Raw genomic sequence first — 14,314 nt, 5'->3', positions numbered from 1 at the left:
ATGGTTGAACAACAACGAATTAGCCCATACTTATCTATTTAGATGCGTGTGTTTTTAGGTACTTAATTATATAAAACATCCGTCAATTTGAGTATTTCCGGCACAAGCCGCCGATGACTGAGTAAAACTAATTATTCACGAATAGTAAAAGCGAATATGGGCATTTTATGTCACCGTTGGTGGGTAACGTAAATAATCCAATAACCCTACATAGAACGATAATGAATAAAGGAAAAACTATGAGCATGGACTTGCGTCAACAATGTGATTTGTTGCTTTCCGGTCACCTAGAACCGACTCCAGCACAAACATTCGCTCAGATGGCTGAATGGTGTGAGGCACATAATGTGAGCCATGATAGCTACGGCGATGGTGAGTTTATCGAGAGCTTCGAAAACAAAGTCGCGGAACTGCTAGGTTATGAAGCGGCTGTATTTGTGATTACCGGCACCATGAATCAACCCACAGCATTAGAAATTGCGTGCCAAGAGAAAAGAAACCCTGTAGTGGCGATGCATGAATCGAGTCATATTATGCGTCATGAACGCCAAGGGTATCAGCTCCAAAACCGCTTCAACGTACTTCCAGTCGGCAACGTATTTCGCACTTGGAATGTTGATGATTTAAAGGCGTGGCCTGATGAGATTGCAGCCGCTCTATATGAATTACCCATGCGTGAAATCGGCGGCCAATTACCAGAATGGGATGAGCTTGAAGCGATCAAGCAGTACTGCAAAGAACAATCAATTCACCTTCATATGGATGGTGCGCGTTTGTGGGAATGCGGCGCGTATTACCAAAAACCATACAGCGAAATTGCCAAGGGTTTTGATAGTGCCTATGTTTCGCTTTATAAGGGGCTGAACGGCCTCGGTGGTTCATTGTTACTGGGTGATAAAGCCTTTGTGGCGAAAGCATCGGCGTGGATGAAGCGTCAGGGCGGCAATGTTTATCACCGAACGCCTTATGTGGTTTCAGCTGCAATGCAGTTTGATGAGCGATTAGAGTTGATGCCATCACTGTTTGAGCGAACAAAACAGATCTACCAAATCTTATTAGATTATCCTCAGTTCACGGTTAACCCGCAGCAACCGCAGGTCAACATGCTTCATCTTTATTTACCTGTGAGTTACGAAGACGGCATTATTGTGAGAGATAACATAGCGAAGAAACACAAGATTTGGATAGGAAACCCAGCGATCAGTGAGTTGCCAAACCAATGTAAGATTGAATGGTATGTAGGGGATAACTTACTAAATTTGCCTGATCATGAGCTGATAGACATTCTAGATTTGATTAACGAAGAGCTGATTTAATCACGGAAGAGTTGAGTTGATTACAGAAGAGCTGACTGAAGAAGAACTGATCTAATTGGAACTGAAATGGATACAGGAAAGGGTTCTTATATCCATTTATATAGCTAGTATGTCCGGCTCTGTTACATATACTGGTTGATGTACACGTCGACTAAGAACATGAACACTGGGACTGTGCTGAGAAGTCCGAAGAAGACGATTGGCACCCAGTTTTTCATTTTCTTTTTAGGTTGCTCAGTGTTGTTCATAAATTCGGCCTTCAATTAGTTGTTGTAGCTGTTTAGCTTTGTGGTACTAAAAATCTAAGAGCATGGTATCAAATAAAATCGATGAGCCCTATGTGGATTTGGCGTTTCGTGGCGTGTATCAATCACATAAAATGTAAGTGATTCATAAACGGTTCATAAAGGTTCAACAATAATGAACCTATTAGAACAAGTATTGCCTTACTCGGCATATGAAATAAACAGTATTACAAGATTTGGAGAATACAGAATGAAAACAATAGGAAACATCATTTGGTTTCTGTTCGGTGGCGTATTTATGGGACTAGCTTGGTGGTTCTTCGGACTGCTCGCATTCCTTACCATCGTTGGTATTCCATGGGGTAGAGCGTGTTTTGTTATGGGTAACTTTTCATTCTTCCCATTTGGTCAGGAAGCCATATCTCGTGATGAGCTGACCAATGAAATGGACATAGGTACGAGCCCGCTAGGCGTGATTGGTAACGTGATTTGGTTCTTATTTGCGGGTATCTGGCTAGCAATCGGTCACATCATGTCAGCTGTGGCGTGTTTCATTACCATCATTGGTATTCCGTTCGCGATTCAACATCTTAAGCTCGCGGTTATCTCGCTGGCGCCAATCGGTAAGACAGTTGTCGATAAACGTGAAGCAGAAGCGGCGCGAGTAAGAAATTACAAAGGTTAAGATTATACTCTCAGCCTGATTAAACTGAAAAAGCACATCGCATGATGTGCTTTTTTATTGGTGCTATATCAATCTTATAAACGTTAGTTAGCTGTTCGTGATAGCCAAGTGTTTAAACATGGTTTATCTACATATTGTTGAGCTACATGTTATTGAGCTATACATTGTTGAACAGGACTTCAAGCCGAAGGGTGATGTTGGCTTCTTCGGTATGTTTCTCATGGGGTTCTCGTTCCCATTGATAGCGAGGGATGAGTTCGTAGAACAGCCACTCTTTCCATACGTTTTGTCGGTAAGTAACCGAAACCTGAGCGTATTCGTAATGATTATGAGGCTCATCCGTTGCATTAATTGTAGCGCTATATTGAAGTGCTTGGTCTTGGGCAAGGTAGTGATACAAGGTTAATCCCGTACCATAGTTCCAACCTTTGAGATCGTCGTTGTACCCTGCAAAGCTTGACCATCGAGCCAAGAAATCATCACTTAAAGAAAGATCAAAATCGACGTCAGTGATCTCGCCAGTTTCTTGTTTTTCTTGATATACCCGCTGGGTAAGTCTGAATACCACATCGTTTGTGAGAGGGTAGGTAAAACGATAGCGAGCTTCAATGCGTGGTCGTAATGTTACCTTAATATTGAAGCTGCTATATCCCTTGGCATAGGCGTCGTAGCGCAGGCCTAACGCACTTTCCAATTCATCTGAATCATTCGGAAAAAAATCCAAGAACTCTTCATCGCTGACAGACTCGTAGATCAACTTTAGGCGTTTACTCACAAAGGGAAGATGCAGACGCGCCTTGAGTTTTGTTGAGTAGTCGACCTCGCCACCTTCCGAGTAAATAAAATCATTATACCAACGGACGGACGTGCCAGCTCTGGCATCTTCGGTAATGCGGTCATCAACAAAAAAGCTGTCAAACCACAGAGCGGGTTGGCAAAATTTACTGTTTAGGAAATGGTAAGCTTTTTCGACAGGGACGTCTTCTAACGGCTGACTGTGGCACTCATTTTGCTCCTCTGCTTGAGCGGAGTAAGCAAGAAGTGATGCTAATAATGAGGTGCTAGCTATCTTACGACTCAATGGAACCTGTTTGTCATTCTATATATCAATAGTTTAACTATAACTAAGCGATTGCAACAATGCGACTTTTTAGTGGTGAGTAGCTAGTGATTCGTCGCTCTTGGTTTGTGTGAAGGCAAAGAATTGAAAGGGGCAGGCAGATAAAAAACGGGCTCAGAAGGTGAGCCCGTTTGTGTTAGCTATTTGTTTTTAGCAAGAGCCGCGTGTTTCTAGCTCGAATAACTTGTCGCTAGATTACATTGCCGCTTCGAAGATCGCTGAGATTTCTTCGTGAGTCGCTTGTTTAGGGTTAGTGAAACCACAAGCGTCTTTTAGTGCGTTGTCAGACAGAGTTGGGATATCTTCTAGCTTCGCACCAAGTTGCGCGATACCAGTTGGAATGTTCACGTCGTTTGCAAGTTGAACAATCGCGTTGATTGCTGCTTCTGCGCCTTGCTCTGCTGTCATACCTTCAACATTTACACCCATTGCTTTTGCCACATCACGTAGACGCTCAGGGCAAACTTGTGCGTTGTAGCGTTGAACGTGGGGAAGCAAGATAGCGTTACATACACCGTGAGGAAGGTCGTAGAAACCACCCAGTTGGTGCGCCATTGCGTGAACGTAACCTAGTGAAGCGTTGTTGAAAGCCATACCCGCCATGAACTGCGCGTAAGCCATTTGCTCACGAGCTTCAATGTCTTCGCCGTGCGCTACCGCTGTTCTTAGGTGTGCTTGCACAAGCTCGATTGCTTTAATTGCTACAGCGTCTGTAATTGGCGTTGCTGCGATAGAAACATAAGCTTCGATTGCGTGCGTTAACGCGTCCATGCCTGTTGCAGCCGTTAGTGATGCAGGTTTAGCAAGCATCAACTCAGGATCGTTTACTGAGATTAGTGGTGTTGTGTGCTTATCCACAATAGCCATCTTGATGTGGCGAGCTTCATCAGTAATGATGCAGAAGCGCGTCATTTCAGATGCAGTACCAGCCGTGGTGTTAATAGCAATCAGTGGCATCATTGGCTTTTCAGATTGGTCTACGCCTTCGTAATCAGCAATCTTGCCGCCGTTAGAAGCAACCAGAGCGATACCTTTTGCACAGTCATGTGGAGAACCGCCACCTAAAGAAACGACAAAATCACAATTGTTGTCAGTTAGCAATTCAAGGCCATCATTCACGTTAGTAATGGTTGGGTTTGGTTGAGTACCGTCGAATATAACTGCGTCTACGCCACGCTGGCTAAGAAGATCTTGTACCTGCTTAACTACGCCAATTTGATTCAGGATCTTATCCGTAACGATCAGACCTTTTTTGAATCCTTGAGACTGAATGCTATCAGCAGCATCCTTCAGACAGCCAGTACCCATGAAGTTGATTGTAGGGATGTAAAATGCAGTAGACATTGGAAAACTCCGTTAATTATGATTTTTAATTTCCTACATGTTGTCGGCATTCAAGTGGTCGACCATTGATCTGGAACAACTTTGATTCCGAACTACCACTTTGTGGCTAGTCGTTGTGATAGGGCTCATATAGCAATCGTTTTCATGGATTTTGGCTGTGTTCTTTGTCAGTAATGGATAGTGATAAATTGATTCAACTAAGAGCAGAATGGTGCTCTATAACAATGAAAAATAAGGTTTTTCATTGAAAGCTGCTCTAGTCAGTCTTGTGTCGACTTTTTATCTGAGTCGTCACTGCATTCAATTTGAGGTTCTTGTGACTCTTCAGAATCAAGCGTGTCTTCTAGCTCCTCGTCATAGTATTTGACAAGAAAAGGGGTGAGCATGACAGATGACGGTAAAAAGTGCTTCATAGTACCTCCCGGTACCTAAGTGTATTTCTTGTATGGTATTGGTTTAATATGTGGCAAAATTTGCGATACATCATGACTTGTGGCTTGTTTTCTATAAATTATTAGATTTATATACATGCTCACAAAATTGAGGGTAAAGTGATGCTCCGCCCTTTGAGGCAACGATAAAAACAACGACAAAAACAGTGCATGCACTGCTCAACAGCGCGAATAATAGGAAATAAAATGAAGTACGATTGGATATTCTTTGATGCAGATGAAACCTTGTTCCATTTTGATGCTTATCAAGGAATGAAGCTGATGTTTTCTCGCTTTGGTGTGGATTTCAGCGAGCAAGATTATTCGGCTTATCAAAAGGTTAACTTACCACTTTGGGTCGATTACCAAGATGGTCGCATTACCGCAGACCAACTGAAACATACGCGCTTCGAAAGTTGGGCTGAAAAGCTTGAAACAACAACCGCTGCTTTAAACAGTGCATTTTTAACGGCGATGGCGGATATCTGTTCTTTGTTACCGGGTGCGCAAGAGTTGATGGAGTCTTTAAAAGGCAAAGTGAACATGGGCATCATTACTAACGGTTTTACAGAGCTTCAGTCTATCCGTTTAGAGCGTACAGGAATGACGGATTACTTTGAGCACGTGATTATTTCTGAAGAGGTTGGGGTAGCTAAACCGGATGCCGAGATTTTTGAATATGCGCATAAGCTGGTTGGATTGCCATCGAAACAAAGAATATTGATGGTCGGGGATAATCCACATTCAGATATTCTAGGCGGGCTCGATTTTGGCATTGAAACTTGCTGGTTAAACAGTCAAGAAAAGGCAACACCAGCCGGCATCAACCCTCACTATCAAGTGAAGTCTTTGGCTGACTTACAAGCTTTGCTGTTGGCTTAGTTAATTGATAGATGCTTTGTAAACAAAGTGTTGATGGCCGAGTACGAAAATGTACTCGGCCAATTATTTTGAACTTGGTTTAACCATAGAGTGACCATCAAAAATAGATAAAGGAAAAGGCGTGCTGAAATCTCATCGTTATAGCTGCTACGGTATTATCGCCATTTTACTATGGAGCTGTTTGATTGCTCTGTCTCGTAGTGTCTCAGAACAGCTAGGTCCAATTGGTGGTGCAGCCAGTCTTTATACGGTAAGTGCGCTGTTGTTGGTCTGTGTTATGGGTTTACCAAAGCTGTCACGTTTCTCTAAGTCTTACCTACTGATTGGCGGTGCCTTGTTCGTTTGTTATGAGATTTTCCTGGCTCTGGCTTTGGGAATGGCGAACAGCCGACATCAAGCCATAGAGATGGCAGTAATCAACTACCTGTGGCCGGCACTGACGGTGTTGTTTGCGGTGTTGCTGAGCGACAAGAAGATTAATTGGTTGGTTTATCCAAGTATCTTTTTGGCATTCTTCGGTGTGGCTTGGAGCATCAGTGGTGATCAAGGTCTATCTGTTGATCAAATTGCTGCCAACATTGCGACTAATCCTAAAACCTATTCTATGGCGTTTTTTGGTGCGATTATTTGGGCTGTTTACTGCAACTACACCCAGCGCGTTGCTAAAGGACAGAATGCGATTGTGCTTTTCTTTATCGCTACGGCGATCACTCTGTGGATCAAATACGCATTGAGTGATGAAACAGGCATGGTGATGACAACGAGTGCGGCGATTGATTTAGCGTTAGCTGGCGCTTGTATGGGCGCAGGTTATGCACTTTGGAATACGGCAATTCTGGGTGGCAATATGGTATTTCTTGCGACCATGTCGTATTTTACGCCAATCTTCGCAACCGTACTCTCTTCGTTGATTTTAGGCTTGTCGTTGACCATGACATTTTGGCAGGGCGTTTGTATGGTAACCGTTGGTTCACTGGCTTGCTGGTGGGTAACAAGAGAAAAGCCGACGGCAAAGGCGTCGGCTTCTAAAAAGGTTCAATCTCACTCTTAATCTGAGTTTATGTTCTCGGGTGAGGAGTGTCCTCGTTTGCTATGGAAAATTTAACTCGCAACATTGAGATTCAATTGAAGCTCATAAGGCATCTTAGATAGGCGTCGCTTAAGTTGGCGGCGCGTGCGTTCAATATCATCGACCGCAATCGCTTGTTGGTCGTTGGTATGAATATCAACATTGATTCTTAATTCAGGACCAACTTTAGTCACACCCATTAGCTCCAAATCTTGGTCCGCATCTTTGTCCACAGCGACAACATTCTTATCTACCGCGTCACAAATATCTTTGGTTGCCGACATCATTAGCAGTTCACGCATTGCTTCACGTAACATGTCGAACGGCACTTTGATGAAGTAGAAAGACATCAGCAACATCATCATTGGGTCGGCATATATCGCGTATTCAGCAAACGGAGAGTAAGCCACCAACCAAGCAACAACGAAACCTGCCGTAACTGCCACACTCAAAAGCGTATCCATTTGCCACTGTTTAGACTCAGCTTGAATCAAACCTGAAGAAATACGTTTGCTCTTGTTAGCGATGTACCACCAAGCGTAACCACAACCCAATACGTTGAAAATACCAAACAGAGTTGCGATAGAAGCATCGACTTCACGACCACCTGTCATCAGAGCACCAATCGCAGAGTAAAGCGAATAACCGACCACAAGCAGAATCACAATCGCTTTAATCGCGATTACGATTGGCTCAATGATGGCTCGACCGAACGGGAACTCCCTGTCTGATGGGCGATTAATGTATTTAGAGGCAGCTAGTGACAATAAAGTTAACAGTAAACTGATAAGAGAGTAGACACCGTCAAATACTATGACTAGAGAGCCAACGAGAAGACCCAACACCAATCCGCCAATTGCGAAGCCTGATGCTAAAAGGGCTGAGAACAATAGTACTCGATTTTCGTTTTGGCTTTTCCTGTCACACATAATATTTTCCAGATGTTTTTGATAACTTCATTGTTCTAATATTGAGCTAGCTTTACAAACTTTATCTGATGACGTTTATATGTCGGTAACTCGTTTTATATTCAAGTTGTTATTATTCAATCACTTATTGGTAACTTGCGGTGTCAGTAAAATTGACGTTGAGTGTTTCTTGGAGATGGCGTGCAACTGAAATAGGATCGTTTATGATTAATAAAACACATTAGTCGCTAGGGTCTCATTGATTTCCTAGACTCTACTGAGACTGAGACTGAGACTGAGACTGAGACTGCACGGATTGGAATGGACAAGGAATGGATCAATATGAAGTTTGACGATATCAGTGATAACGAATTGTGGGTGATTGCTAACCCGATCATGGATAACTTGATGGACGGTTCAACTAAGGTTGATCATGCTCAGCACTGTCGAGACTTTACCCAAAGGATGAAAGACATTGTTACGCCGGAATATTTAGAAAAGGTATGTCACCATTATCAACACAGCAATGGCTTTTTTGCTGAACGAAAGCAGGTCGCACTATTTAGACGCTCAGATTCTATCGCCTTTGTGTGGAAGCAAGCGTATACCATTGCGAAAGGCGAGTTTGTGGCTGAAATGGTGTTGGTTGAAGAAGACGGACGCTATTTAGTTGATCATGTGATGGTCTTTTAAAGAGAGGGCTTTCTATTTGTTAGATGATTTTAAGTGTCGAGATAGAACATTATCTGACACTTTAAAAATCAAACAAGTAATCGCTGATCTGATCCGCTAACCAATTCATACCAGGGTGTTCTGCCATACCTGCCGCGGTAAACATACAGTAGTCTTCTTGTGTTAAGCCGTACGTGTGTTTGATCACTGCTAGCTCTTGTTCACGCAATAAATGGCGAATCAATGGCTCTGGCATTACGCCCCACGCCTCTTCACGCAAAATTGTATCCAACATGAAGTCGAAGCTAGAGAAGCCAATATAACGGCGAGAGAAGGGCTCAAGCTCAGGATTATCCTTCTCATTGAGATAAACCATGGTCGCTTGCATCGAATTTCTCAATACTTCATCCGACACTCGTCGCATCGCACTCAGATCATGTCCTTTCTTACACACAGACATCATTCGAATCTTACCAAGTGGATTGTAGATAATTCTTGGGTCATCGACACGTTCGTAATCGACGCCAAATGCGAAGTCGACTTGCTGAGTTTCAACCAAGTTAGCTAAGTCGCCACTCGACGCGAGAACGAAGTTGAATGAGGTAGAAGGGTACTTGTTATTTAAGGCGTGAGATAAATCCTGCCACATTCCATCGGGTAGGGAGTCATCTCGTGCAATCCAAATTTCCGCGTTAAATTCACCTGAAACATGCAAGCAGGTCTGTTTAATACGCGCTGCTGTCACCAACAAGCCTTCGCAATCTTTGTAAATGGCTTTGCCCGCTTCAGAAAGTTCAACGTGGTTTCCGCTGCGTACGAACAGCTCGACATCTAACTCTTTTTCCAAGGCTTTAATCGACATGCTGAGTTTGGTTCGGTTGCATTCTAGCTGGCGTGCAGCTTCAGACACTGATCCTAAATCAGCAACGGAACAAAAGGCTTGGACTTGAGAAAGGTTCATTTCATTTCCATATTGAGCGAGGGTCGGTGCATATTATCTGAATATTGTGCTGACTATCTTAGAAATAGTCCATCTTTGCATGATAACTCTATGACGAATTGACTAATTTGGTTTATTCTGGGGAAGTTCCGAACCTACAAGAAGTAAAGATGGAGGCCATGATGGCGAAACAATGGGACGAGTACGCCGTTGATTGGGATAAAGATCCCGCGACCGCAGTATTCGCACAGTCCGTATTTGACCAGTTAACACCGCTCGTTGATTTAAACGGAACCCGTGTCCTTGATTTTGGTTGTGGTACAGGACTACTCAGCCAGAAAATATCTCCTTTAGCAAAAGAGATCATCGCACTTGATATCTCTGAAGGGATGATTGAAGAGTTAGATAAGAAAGAGTTACCCAACGTTGAACCTGTTGTTGATCTTTTATCGCGCGGGCTTGCGGCGCAGCATCCAGCATTCAGAAACCAGTTTGACCTAGTGGTAGCCTCTTCGGTGTGTGGTTTTATCCCGAACCTACAAGACACAGTCAGTCTGATTTACACGCTGCTTGAAAACGACGGCACGTTTGTACACTGGGATTGGTACTTAGAGAACGACAGCGAAGACTACGGTGTAAGCCAACAGCGCTCAGAGAATGTATTGAGTGCAGCTGGCTTTGCAGTGGTTGAAGTATCAACGCCGTTCTCGATCAACACTCCACAAGGAGAGTTAAAGGTATTGATGGGTGTTGGACGCAAACAAGTGCTTCCTCATCTGTAATCCTGTGTATGCCTAGAGCTAGCCTCGGTAATGCTCATCTAAAATAACGAAACCCACATCAACGATCTTAAGGTCAGTTATGTGGGTTTTCTATTTTTAGTCGTTTGTGTTTCAAACAGGCGAGCCAGTGAGTGCTTTTCAATATCTTCACTATCACTATCACTATCAACGCCAACACTGGCTTCTTTCTTCCCATTTCGTTTATAGATAAGCTAATTTCCGGTAATTAATAAATTACTCATTTCCATTTTGGAAATATAGTCTTGCATACATTTCATTAGTGGCAATGTAACAGTGAGATATAAAATAAGCCCATAATAATATTAAGGGTTTCATCATGAGCCACCAATCTGCTTCTCCACAACTTTCAGAGCAACAACAACGCTTTAGCAATATCATTTCAGATGCACACCTGTCTCCAAAGCAGAAGTCGAGTTATCTTGCCTTAGAAGCTGAAGCAAGCTTGCCGTACATGCCGGTAAGCAACGAAGTAGAGCAAGCCCTACAACAAGGTGTGCTATGTGACATGTTTGAAGGGCATGCACCATTTAAGCCGCGCTATGTACTTCCAGACTATTCTAAATACTTACATCAAGGCTCAAAGTATTTAGAGCTTAGCGCGGCAACTAATTTCGATGAAGCATTGAACATGCTTACCATCCTTTACCACCATGTTCCGTCTGTAACTTCAATTCCGGTATACCTAGGTCAGTTGGATGATGTACTGATGCCATTTGTTGGCGACTTGACGGATGAGCAGGTATATCAAAAGCTTAAGCTGTTCTGGATTATGCTGGACCGCACATTGCCAGATGCCTTTATGCATGTGAATATCGGCCCGACCGACAACATTGTGTGCCGTACGATTTTGCGCGTAGACGCTGAACTGAAGCAGATCGCACCAAACCTAACTTTTATGTACGACCCTGCTGTGACACCTGATGATCTACTTCGTCATGCGGCAAGCAATATCTGCGAGTGCAGTAAACCTCATATCGCAAACTATCCAGCGCATGCCGAGGCTTACGGCGACAAGCGTTTTGGTATTGTGAGCTGCTATAACTCTTTGCCTTTAGCGGGTGGTTCAAACACCTTGGTGCGTATGAACCTAAAGCAAGTGGCGTTGAAGTCTGAGGACAGTGCTGATTTCTTACAACAAGTATTGCCGAATTACAGTGGCATCATGGTTGAATTGATGAACGCACGTAGCCGCTTCTTGCATGAAGAGTCTAACTTTTTTGACGGCTTCTTGACCAAAGAAGGCCTTATCGAAGAAGATCGCTTTGCGCCAATGTTTGGTATTTATGGCATGGCGGAAGCAGTCAACATCTTGATGGATAAAGAGGGCCAAGCAGGGCGCTATGGTCACGATGAACAGGCGAATCAACTCGGTCACAGTATCTCTGAAAAGCTGGCTGAGATCGTCGAAAGCTCTGAAGTGAAGTATGGGCTCGAAGGTAAGGCTCTGTTGCACGCTCAAGGCGGTATTAGTTTAGATGAAGATGTGACTCCGGGTGTCCGTATTCCTTATGGCACCGAACCGGATCCAGTCTCTTACGTTCGTGCTACCGCGGGTCACCATAAGTTCTACACCTCGGGTATCAGTGACATTCTAACCATCGACGAAACAGTGAAATCAAATCCTGAAGCGATGTTTAACCTGTGTAAAGGCGCTATTCAAGCGGGTTACCGTGAGTTCACAGCTAACGTAGCATCGAACGATTTGGTTCGTGTAACGGGTTACATGATCAAGCTGTCTGATATTGCGAAATACGATGAGCAAGGCTCACGCACCAATACCACCTTCTTAGGTGCTGAAGCCGCGAAGAATACGGGCATATTAGAGCGTAAACCACGCGTGGCGAGCTTAGAGATGTCGCCGACATACGAATAGCTTTAACGTGCGTTATGTGTGTGATGCGTTTCGACTACGAACAATGTGAATTATGAAAATTTCTGATCTAACAACTCAAATGGCTAGGGTTAAAAATAATAAGACAGAAAAACAAGCGAAGGTCAGCCGTGTGCTGACCTTTTCTTGTGTTGATGGCCCGGGAAACCGCTTGGTGCTGTTTCTTCAGGGCTGCAATTTTGACTGCATTACTTGCCATAACCCTCATACAATCAATCACTGTAACCATTGTGGAGACTGCGTTAGTGGCTGTCCAAGCAGTGCTTTAAGCATGATTGATGGCAAAGTGAAATGGGACCCGGCAGCCTGTACCAATTGCGATCAGTGCATTGATGTCTGCGATCATAAGTCGAGCCCGAAAATCACCACAATGGCAGTCTCTGAGGTGCTTGAACTCGCCAGGCATAACCAATTTTTCTTAAGCGGAATCACTATCTCAGGTGGCGAGGCGACCATGCAGTTGCCGTTTATCATTGAGCTATTTCAAGCGATTAAAAGTGATCCGCAGCTAGCGCACCTTACGTGCTTTATTGATAGTAATGGTTCGCTGTCACTGCAAGGTTGGGACAAGGTGTTGCCTTATCTTGATGGCGCGATGATTGACCTAAAATCATGGCAATCGGAAACACATCAATGGTTAGTGGGCAGAGGAAATCATCGGGTGTTTGAAACCATCAATTATCTTGCAGGCAAAGGAAAGCTGCATGAAGTTAGGTTGCTGCATATTCCGAATAAAAGCGATCTTGAAGATGAAGTTGAACAAGTGGGGCGTTACTTGAAGACGCTACCAAATGATGTTCGAATTCGACTGAATGCGTTTCAACATCATGGTGTGATTGGTGAAGCGTTAGATTGGCCTAAATGCACCGAACAACAGATGCAGAGCTTTCACGATAAGCTCTACACGATCGTTAAAAGGCCAATGCAAACCCCTGAAGTTTATATTTAGTTTTTAAGTTTCTTAGGCGGTTAATCAGGCTTCTAAGAACGTTAAGTTTCTAAAGATATTAAGCTTCTAAAAATATTAAGCCTCTAGAAACAGGTCACACAACCATTTAATCGCTTGATCATTCATGTTGGGCTTGTTCCACACCAAGCTATACGCCACCTTACCGTAATCAAAAGGCAAGGGTTTGCTCACTAAACCCTGAGCTTGTTTAGCATGTTCAGCCCACTGTTTAGAGCAAGTGAACAGGAAAGGCGTGTGGTGACACAGTACAGCCGCTGCACCGAAGTCCGCGACCGATATTGCCATCTCTCTTGGCTGGTGGCATTGAACTAAGTTTTGCTCAAAGTAAGGCTGAGACAGTTCGTTATCTAAAATCCCAATGTGCTTGTAATCTAAGTAGCCTTCAATCGTCAGCTCTTGCTGAGCAAGAGGGTGGTCTGCGCCCATCAAACAAACCATTTCGTCTGGAAGAATCGTTTCCCAAACCAGCTCCTTATTATCGGTCGGTGGCTGGGAAATATCATGGGGCAATAAGATCAAGTTGATCTTACCGCTGAGCAAAGCATCAAAACCAAGCTGTTGCTTTGAATAGATGTTGAGTTTGGCTTTTGGTGCGAGTTCAGTGGTAATTTTGCTGAGCTTTGATGCGAATACTTCAAAGGTACTTTCGCGCATCGAAAGTGAAAAGCTGCCTTGGTATTCTTGAGGGGTAAAACTCTTCTGATGAAGCAGTCCGTTCATGCTTGAAAGAATCGCGTGAACAGTCGGAGCTACCTGCAAGGCAAATGGCGTCGGGATCAGCTTGGTGCCATCTCGATAGAACAGTTCGTCATTAAGAATGTCACGCAGTTGAGACAAGGTTTTGCTCACACTCGAAGGGCTTACACAAAGTTGTTCTGAGGTTTGAGTAACGCTGTGGGTGTTCAGCATAATATGAAGCGCAGTGAGGTGCTTAAGGCTCACTCTAGATAAGTGTAAGTAATCCATTTATGACTCACGCATTCAGAGTGGCTTGTGCTCTTGTGCAATCCACAAAATCTCACAAGCCAAATTGGATAA

The 14,314-nt window shown here is 43.7% G+C and carries 15 protein-coding genes; 8 read left to right on the top strand and 7 right to left on the bottom strand.

Annotated elements, in window-relative coordinates; all coding sequences use genetic code 11:
- Window positions 1-239: 239 nt before the first annotated feature.
- Window positions 240-1,316, top strand: a complete 1,077-nt coding sequence (locus tag M4S28_RS24680; RefSeq protein ID WP_249633138.1) for a threonine aldolase family protein — start codon at window positions 240-242, stop codon at window positions 1,314-1,316.
- Window positions 1,317-1,438: 122 nt separating this feature from the next.
- Here M4S28_RS24680 and M4S28_RS26485 read toward each other — a convergent pair whose 3' ends face one another.
- Entirely contained in the window at window positions 1,439-1,564 is a 126-nt protein-coding gene (locus M4S28_RS26485) for a hypothetical protein (RefSeq protein WP_017060906.1), read from the bottom strand.
- Between the two features lie 247 nt (window positions 1,565-1,811).
- Between M4S28_RS26485 and M4S28_RS24675 the strand changes: the two genes are divergently transcribed.
- Window positions 1,812-2,246, top strand: coding sequence for a YccF domain-containing protein (locus tag M4S28_RS24675; protein ID WP_004730224.1), 435 nt, complete (start codon window positions 1,812-1,814; stop codon window positions 2,244-2,246).
- Window positions 2,247-2,403: 157 nt separating this feature from the next.
- Here M4S28_RS24675 and M4S28_RS24670 read toward each other — a convergent pair whose 3' ends face one another.
- From M4S28_RS24670 to M4S28_RS24660, 3 genes are all read right to left on the bottom strand, one after another.
- Entirely contained in the window at window positions 2,404-3,327 is a 924-nt protein-coding gene (locus M4S28_RS24670; protein WP_249633137.1) for a hypothetical protein, read from the bottom strand.
- A gap of 234 nt (window positions 3,328-3,561) precedes the next feature.
- Entirely contained in the window at window positions 3,562-4,710 is a 1,149-nt protein-coding gene (yiaY, locus tag M4S28_RS24665; protein ID WP_004730228.1) for an L-threonine dehydrogenase, read from the bottom strand.
- 260 nt (window positions 4,711-4,970) lie between these two features.
- Complete coding sequence (locus M4S28_RS24660) at window positions 4,971-5,123, bottom strand: hypothetical protein (protein WP_249633136.1); 153 nt, start codon at window positions 5,121-5,123, stop codon at window positions 4,971-4,973.
- Window positions 5,124-5,348: 225 nt separating this feature from the next.
- On the opposite strand from M4S28_RS24660, the gene yjjG reads away from it, so the two are divergent.
- Both yjjG and yddG read left to right on the top strand, forming a co-directional pair.
- Window positions 5,349-6,023 carry a pyrimidine 5'-nucleotidase gene (gene yjjG / locus M4S28_RS24655; protein WP_017085476.1) on the top strand — a complete coding sequence of 225 codons (675 nt, stop codon included), beginning with the start codon at window positions 5,349-5,351 and terminating at the stop codon, window positions 6,021-6,023.
- Window positions 6,024-6,144: 121 nt separating this feature from the next.
- Window positions 6,145-7,074: an aromatic amino acid DMT transporter YddG gene (gene yddG, locus M4S28_RS24650; RefSeq protein WP_017079752.1), complete on the top strand. Its 930-nt coding sequence runs from the start codon at window positions 6,145-6,147 to the stop codon at window positions 7,072-7,074.
- Window positions 7,075-7,124: 50 nt separating this feature from the next.
- Here the strand turns inward: yddG and M4S28_RS24645 are convergent, their stop codons facing one another.
- Entirely contained in the window at window positions 7,125-8,021 is an 897-nt protein-coding gene (locus M4S28_RS24645) for a cation diffusion facilitator family transporter (RefSeq protein WP_249633135.1), read from the bottom strand.
- 321 nt (window positions 8,022-8,342) lie between these two features.
- Between M4S28_RS24645 and M4S28_RS24640 the strand changes: the two genes are divergently transcribed.
- Window positions 8,343-8,693, top strand: coding sequence for a hypothetical protein (locus tag M4S28_RS24640; protein WP_004730237.1), 351 nt, complete (start codon window positions 8,343-8,345; stop codon window positions 8,691-8,693).
- A gap of 61 nt (window positions 8,694-8,754) precedes the next feature.
- On the opposite strand, the gene M4S28_RS24635 is transcribed toward M4S28_RS24640, so the two are convergent.
- Entirely contained in the window at window positions 8,755-9,633 is an 879-nt protein-coding gene (locus M4S28_RS24635; protein WP_004730238.1) for a LysR family transcriptional regulator, read from the bottom strand.
- Window positions 9,634-9,794: 161 nt separating this feature from the next.
- On the opposite strand from M4S28_RS24635, the gene M4S28_RS24630 reads away from it, so the two are divergent.
- The 3 genes from M4S28_RS24630 to M4S28_RS24620 all read left to right on the top strand — a co-directional run bounded on the left by M4S28_RS24630 (window position 9,795) and on the right by M4S28_RS24620 (window position 13,255).
- Complete coding sequence (locus tag M4S28_RS24630) at window positions 9,795-10,394, top strand: class I SAM-dependent DNA methyltransferase (protein WP_004730240.1); 600 nt, start codon at window positions 9,795-9,797, stop codon at window positions 10,392-10,394.
- 337 nt (window positions 10,395-10,731) lie between these two features.
- The gene (locus tag M4S28_RS24625) at window positions 10,732-12,288 is read left to right on the top strand and encodes a YjjI family glycine radical enzyme (RefSeq protein ID WP_017085477.1); all 1,557 of its coding nucleotides are present in this window, start codon (window positions 10,732-10,734) and stop codon (window positions 12,286-12,288) included.
- Between the two features lie 52 nt (window positions 12,289-12,340).
- Window positions 12,341-13,255, top strand: coding sequence for a YjjW family glycine radical enzyme activase (locus M4S28_RS24620; protein WP_249633134.1), 915 nt, complete (start codon window positions 12,341-12,343; stop codon window positions 13,253-13,255).
- A 75-nt stretch (window positions 13,256-13,330) separates the two neighbouring features.
- Here M4S28_RS24620 and M4S28_RS24615 read toward each other — a convergent pair whose 3' ends face one another.
- Window positions 13,331-14,242 (bottom strand): LysR family transcriptional regulator, encoded by a 912-nt coding sequence (locus M4S28_RS24615; protein ID WP_249633133.1) that lies wholly within the window; start codon window positions 14,240-14,242, stop codon window positions 13,331-13,333.
- Window positions 14,243-14,314: the final 72 nt, after the last annotated feature.

Source organism: Vibrio sp. J383 (genome assembly GCF_023503985.1).
Classification (GTDB): Bacteria; Pseudomonadota; Gammaproteobacteria; order Enterobacterales; family Vibrionaceae; genus Vibrio; species Vibrio splendidus.
Note: the sequence above shows the minus strand (reverse complement) of the source record. Positions and strands in the feature narration are given on the sequence as shown.

Excerpts from the sequence above, each read along its gene's own strand:
- M4S28_RS24680 (WP_249633138.1), top strand. The coding sequence starts at position 240 with ATGAGCATGGACTTGCGTCAACAATGTGATTTGTTGCTTTCCGGTCAC.
- M4S28_RS26485 (WP_017060906.1), bottom strand. The coding sequence starts at position 1,564 with ATGAACAACACTGAGCAACCTAAAAAGAAAATGAAAAACTGGGTGCCA.
- M4S28_RS24675 (WP_004730224.1), top strand. The coding sequence starts at position 1,812 with ATGAAAACAATAGGAAACATCATTTGGTTTCTGTTCGGTGGCGTATTT.
- yiaY (WP_004730228.1), bottom strand. The coding sequence starts at position 4,710 with ATGTCTACTGCATTTTACATCCCTACAATCAACTTCATGGGTACTGGC.
- M4S28_RS24660 (WP_249633136.1), bottom strand. The coding sequence starts at position 5,123 with ATGAAGCACTTTTTACCGTCATCTGTCATGCTCACCCCTTTTCTTGTC.
- yjjG (WP_017085476.1), top strand. The coding sequence starts at position 5,349 with ATGAAGTACGATTGGATATTCTTTGATGCAGATGAAACCTTGTTCCAT.
- M4S28_RS24645 (WP_249633135.1), bottom strand. The coding sequence starts at position 8,021 with ATGTGTGACAGGAAAAGCCAAAACGAAAATCGAGTACTATTGTTCTCA.
- M4S28_RS24640 (WP_004730237.1), top strand. The coding sequence starts at position 8,343 with ATGAAGTTTGACGATATCAGTGATAACGAATTGTGGGTGATTGCTAAC.
- M4S28_RS24635 (WP_004730238.1), bottom strand. The coding sequence starts at position 9,633 with ATGAACCTTTCTCAAGTCCAAGCCTTTTGTTCCGTTGCTGATTTAGGA.
- M4S28_RS24630 (WP_004730240.1), top strand. The coding sequence starts at position 9,795 with ATGGCGAAACAATGGGACGAGTACGCCGTTGATTGGGATAAAGATCCC.
- M4S28_RS24625 (WP_017085477.1), top strand. The coding sequence starts at position 10,732 with ATGAGCCACCAATCTGCTTCTCCACAACTTTCAGAGCAACAACAACGC.
- M4S28_RS24620 (WP_249633134.1), top strand. The coding sequence starts at position 12,341 with ATGAAAATTTCTGATCTAACAACTCAAATGGCTAGGGTTAAAAATAAT.
- M4S28_RS24615 (WP_249633133.1), bottom strand. The coding sequence starts at position 14,242 with ATGGATTACTTACACTTATCTAGAGTGAGCCTTAAGCACCTCACTGCG.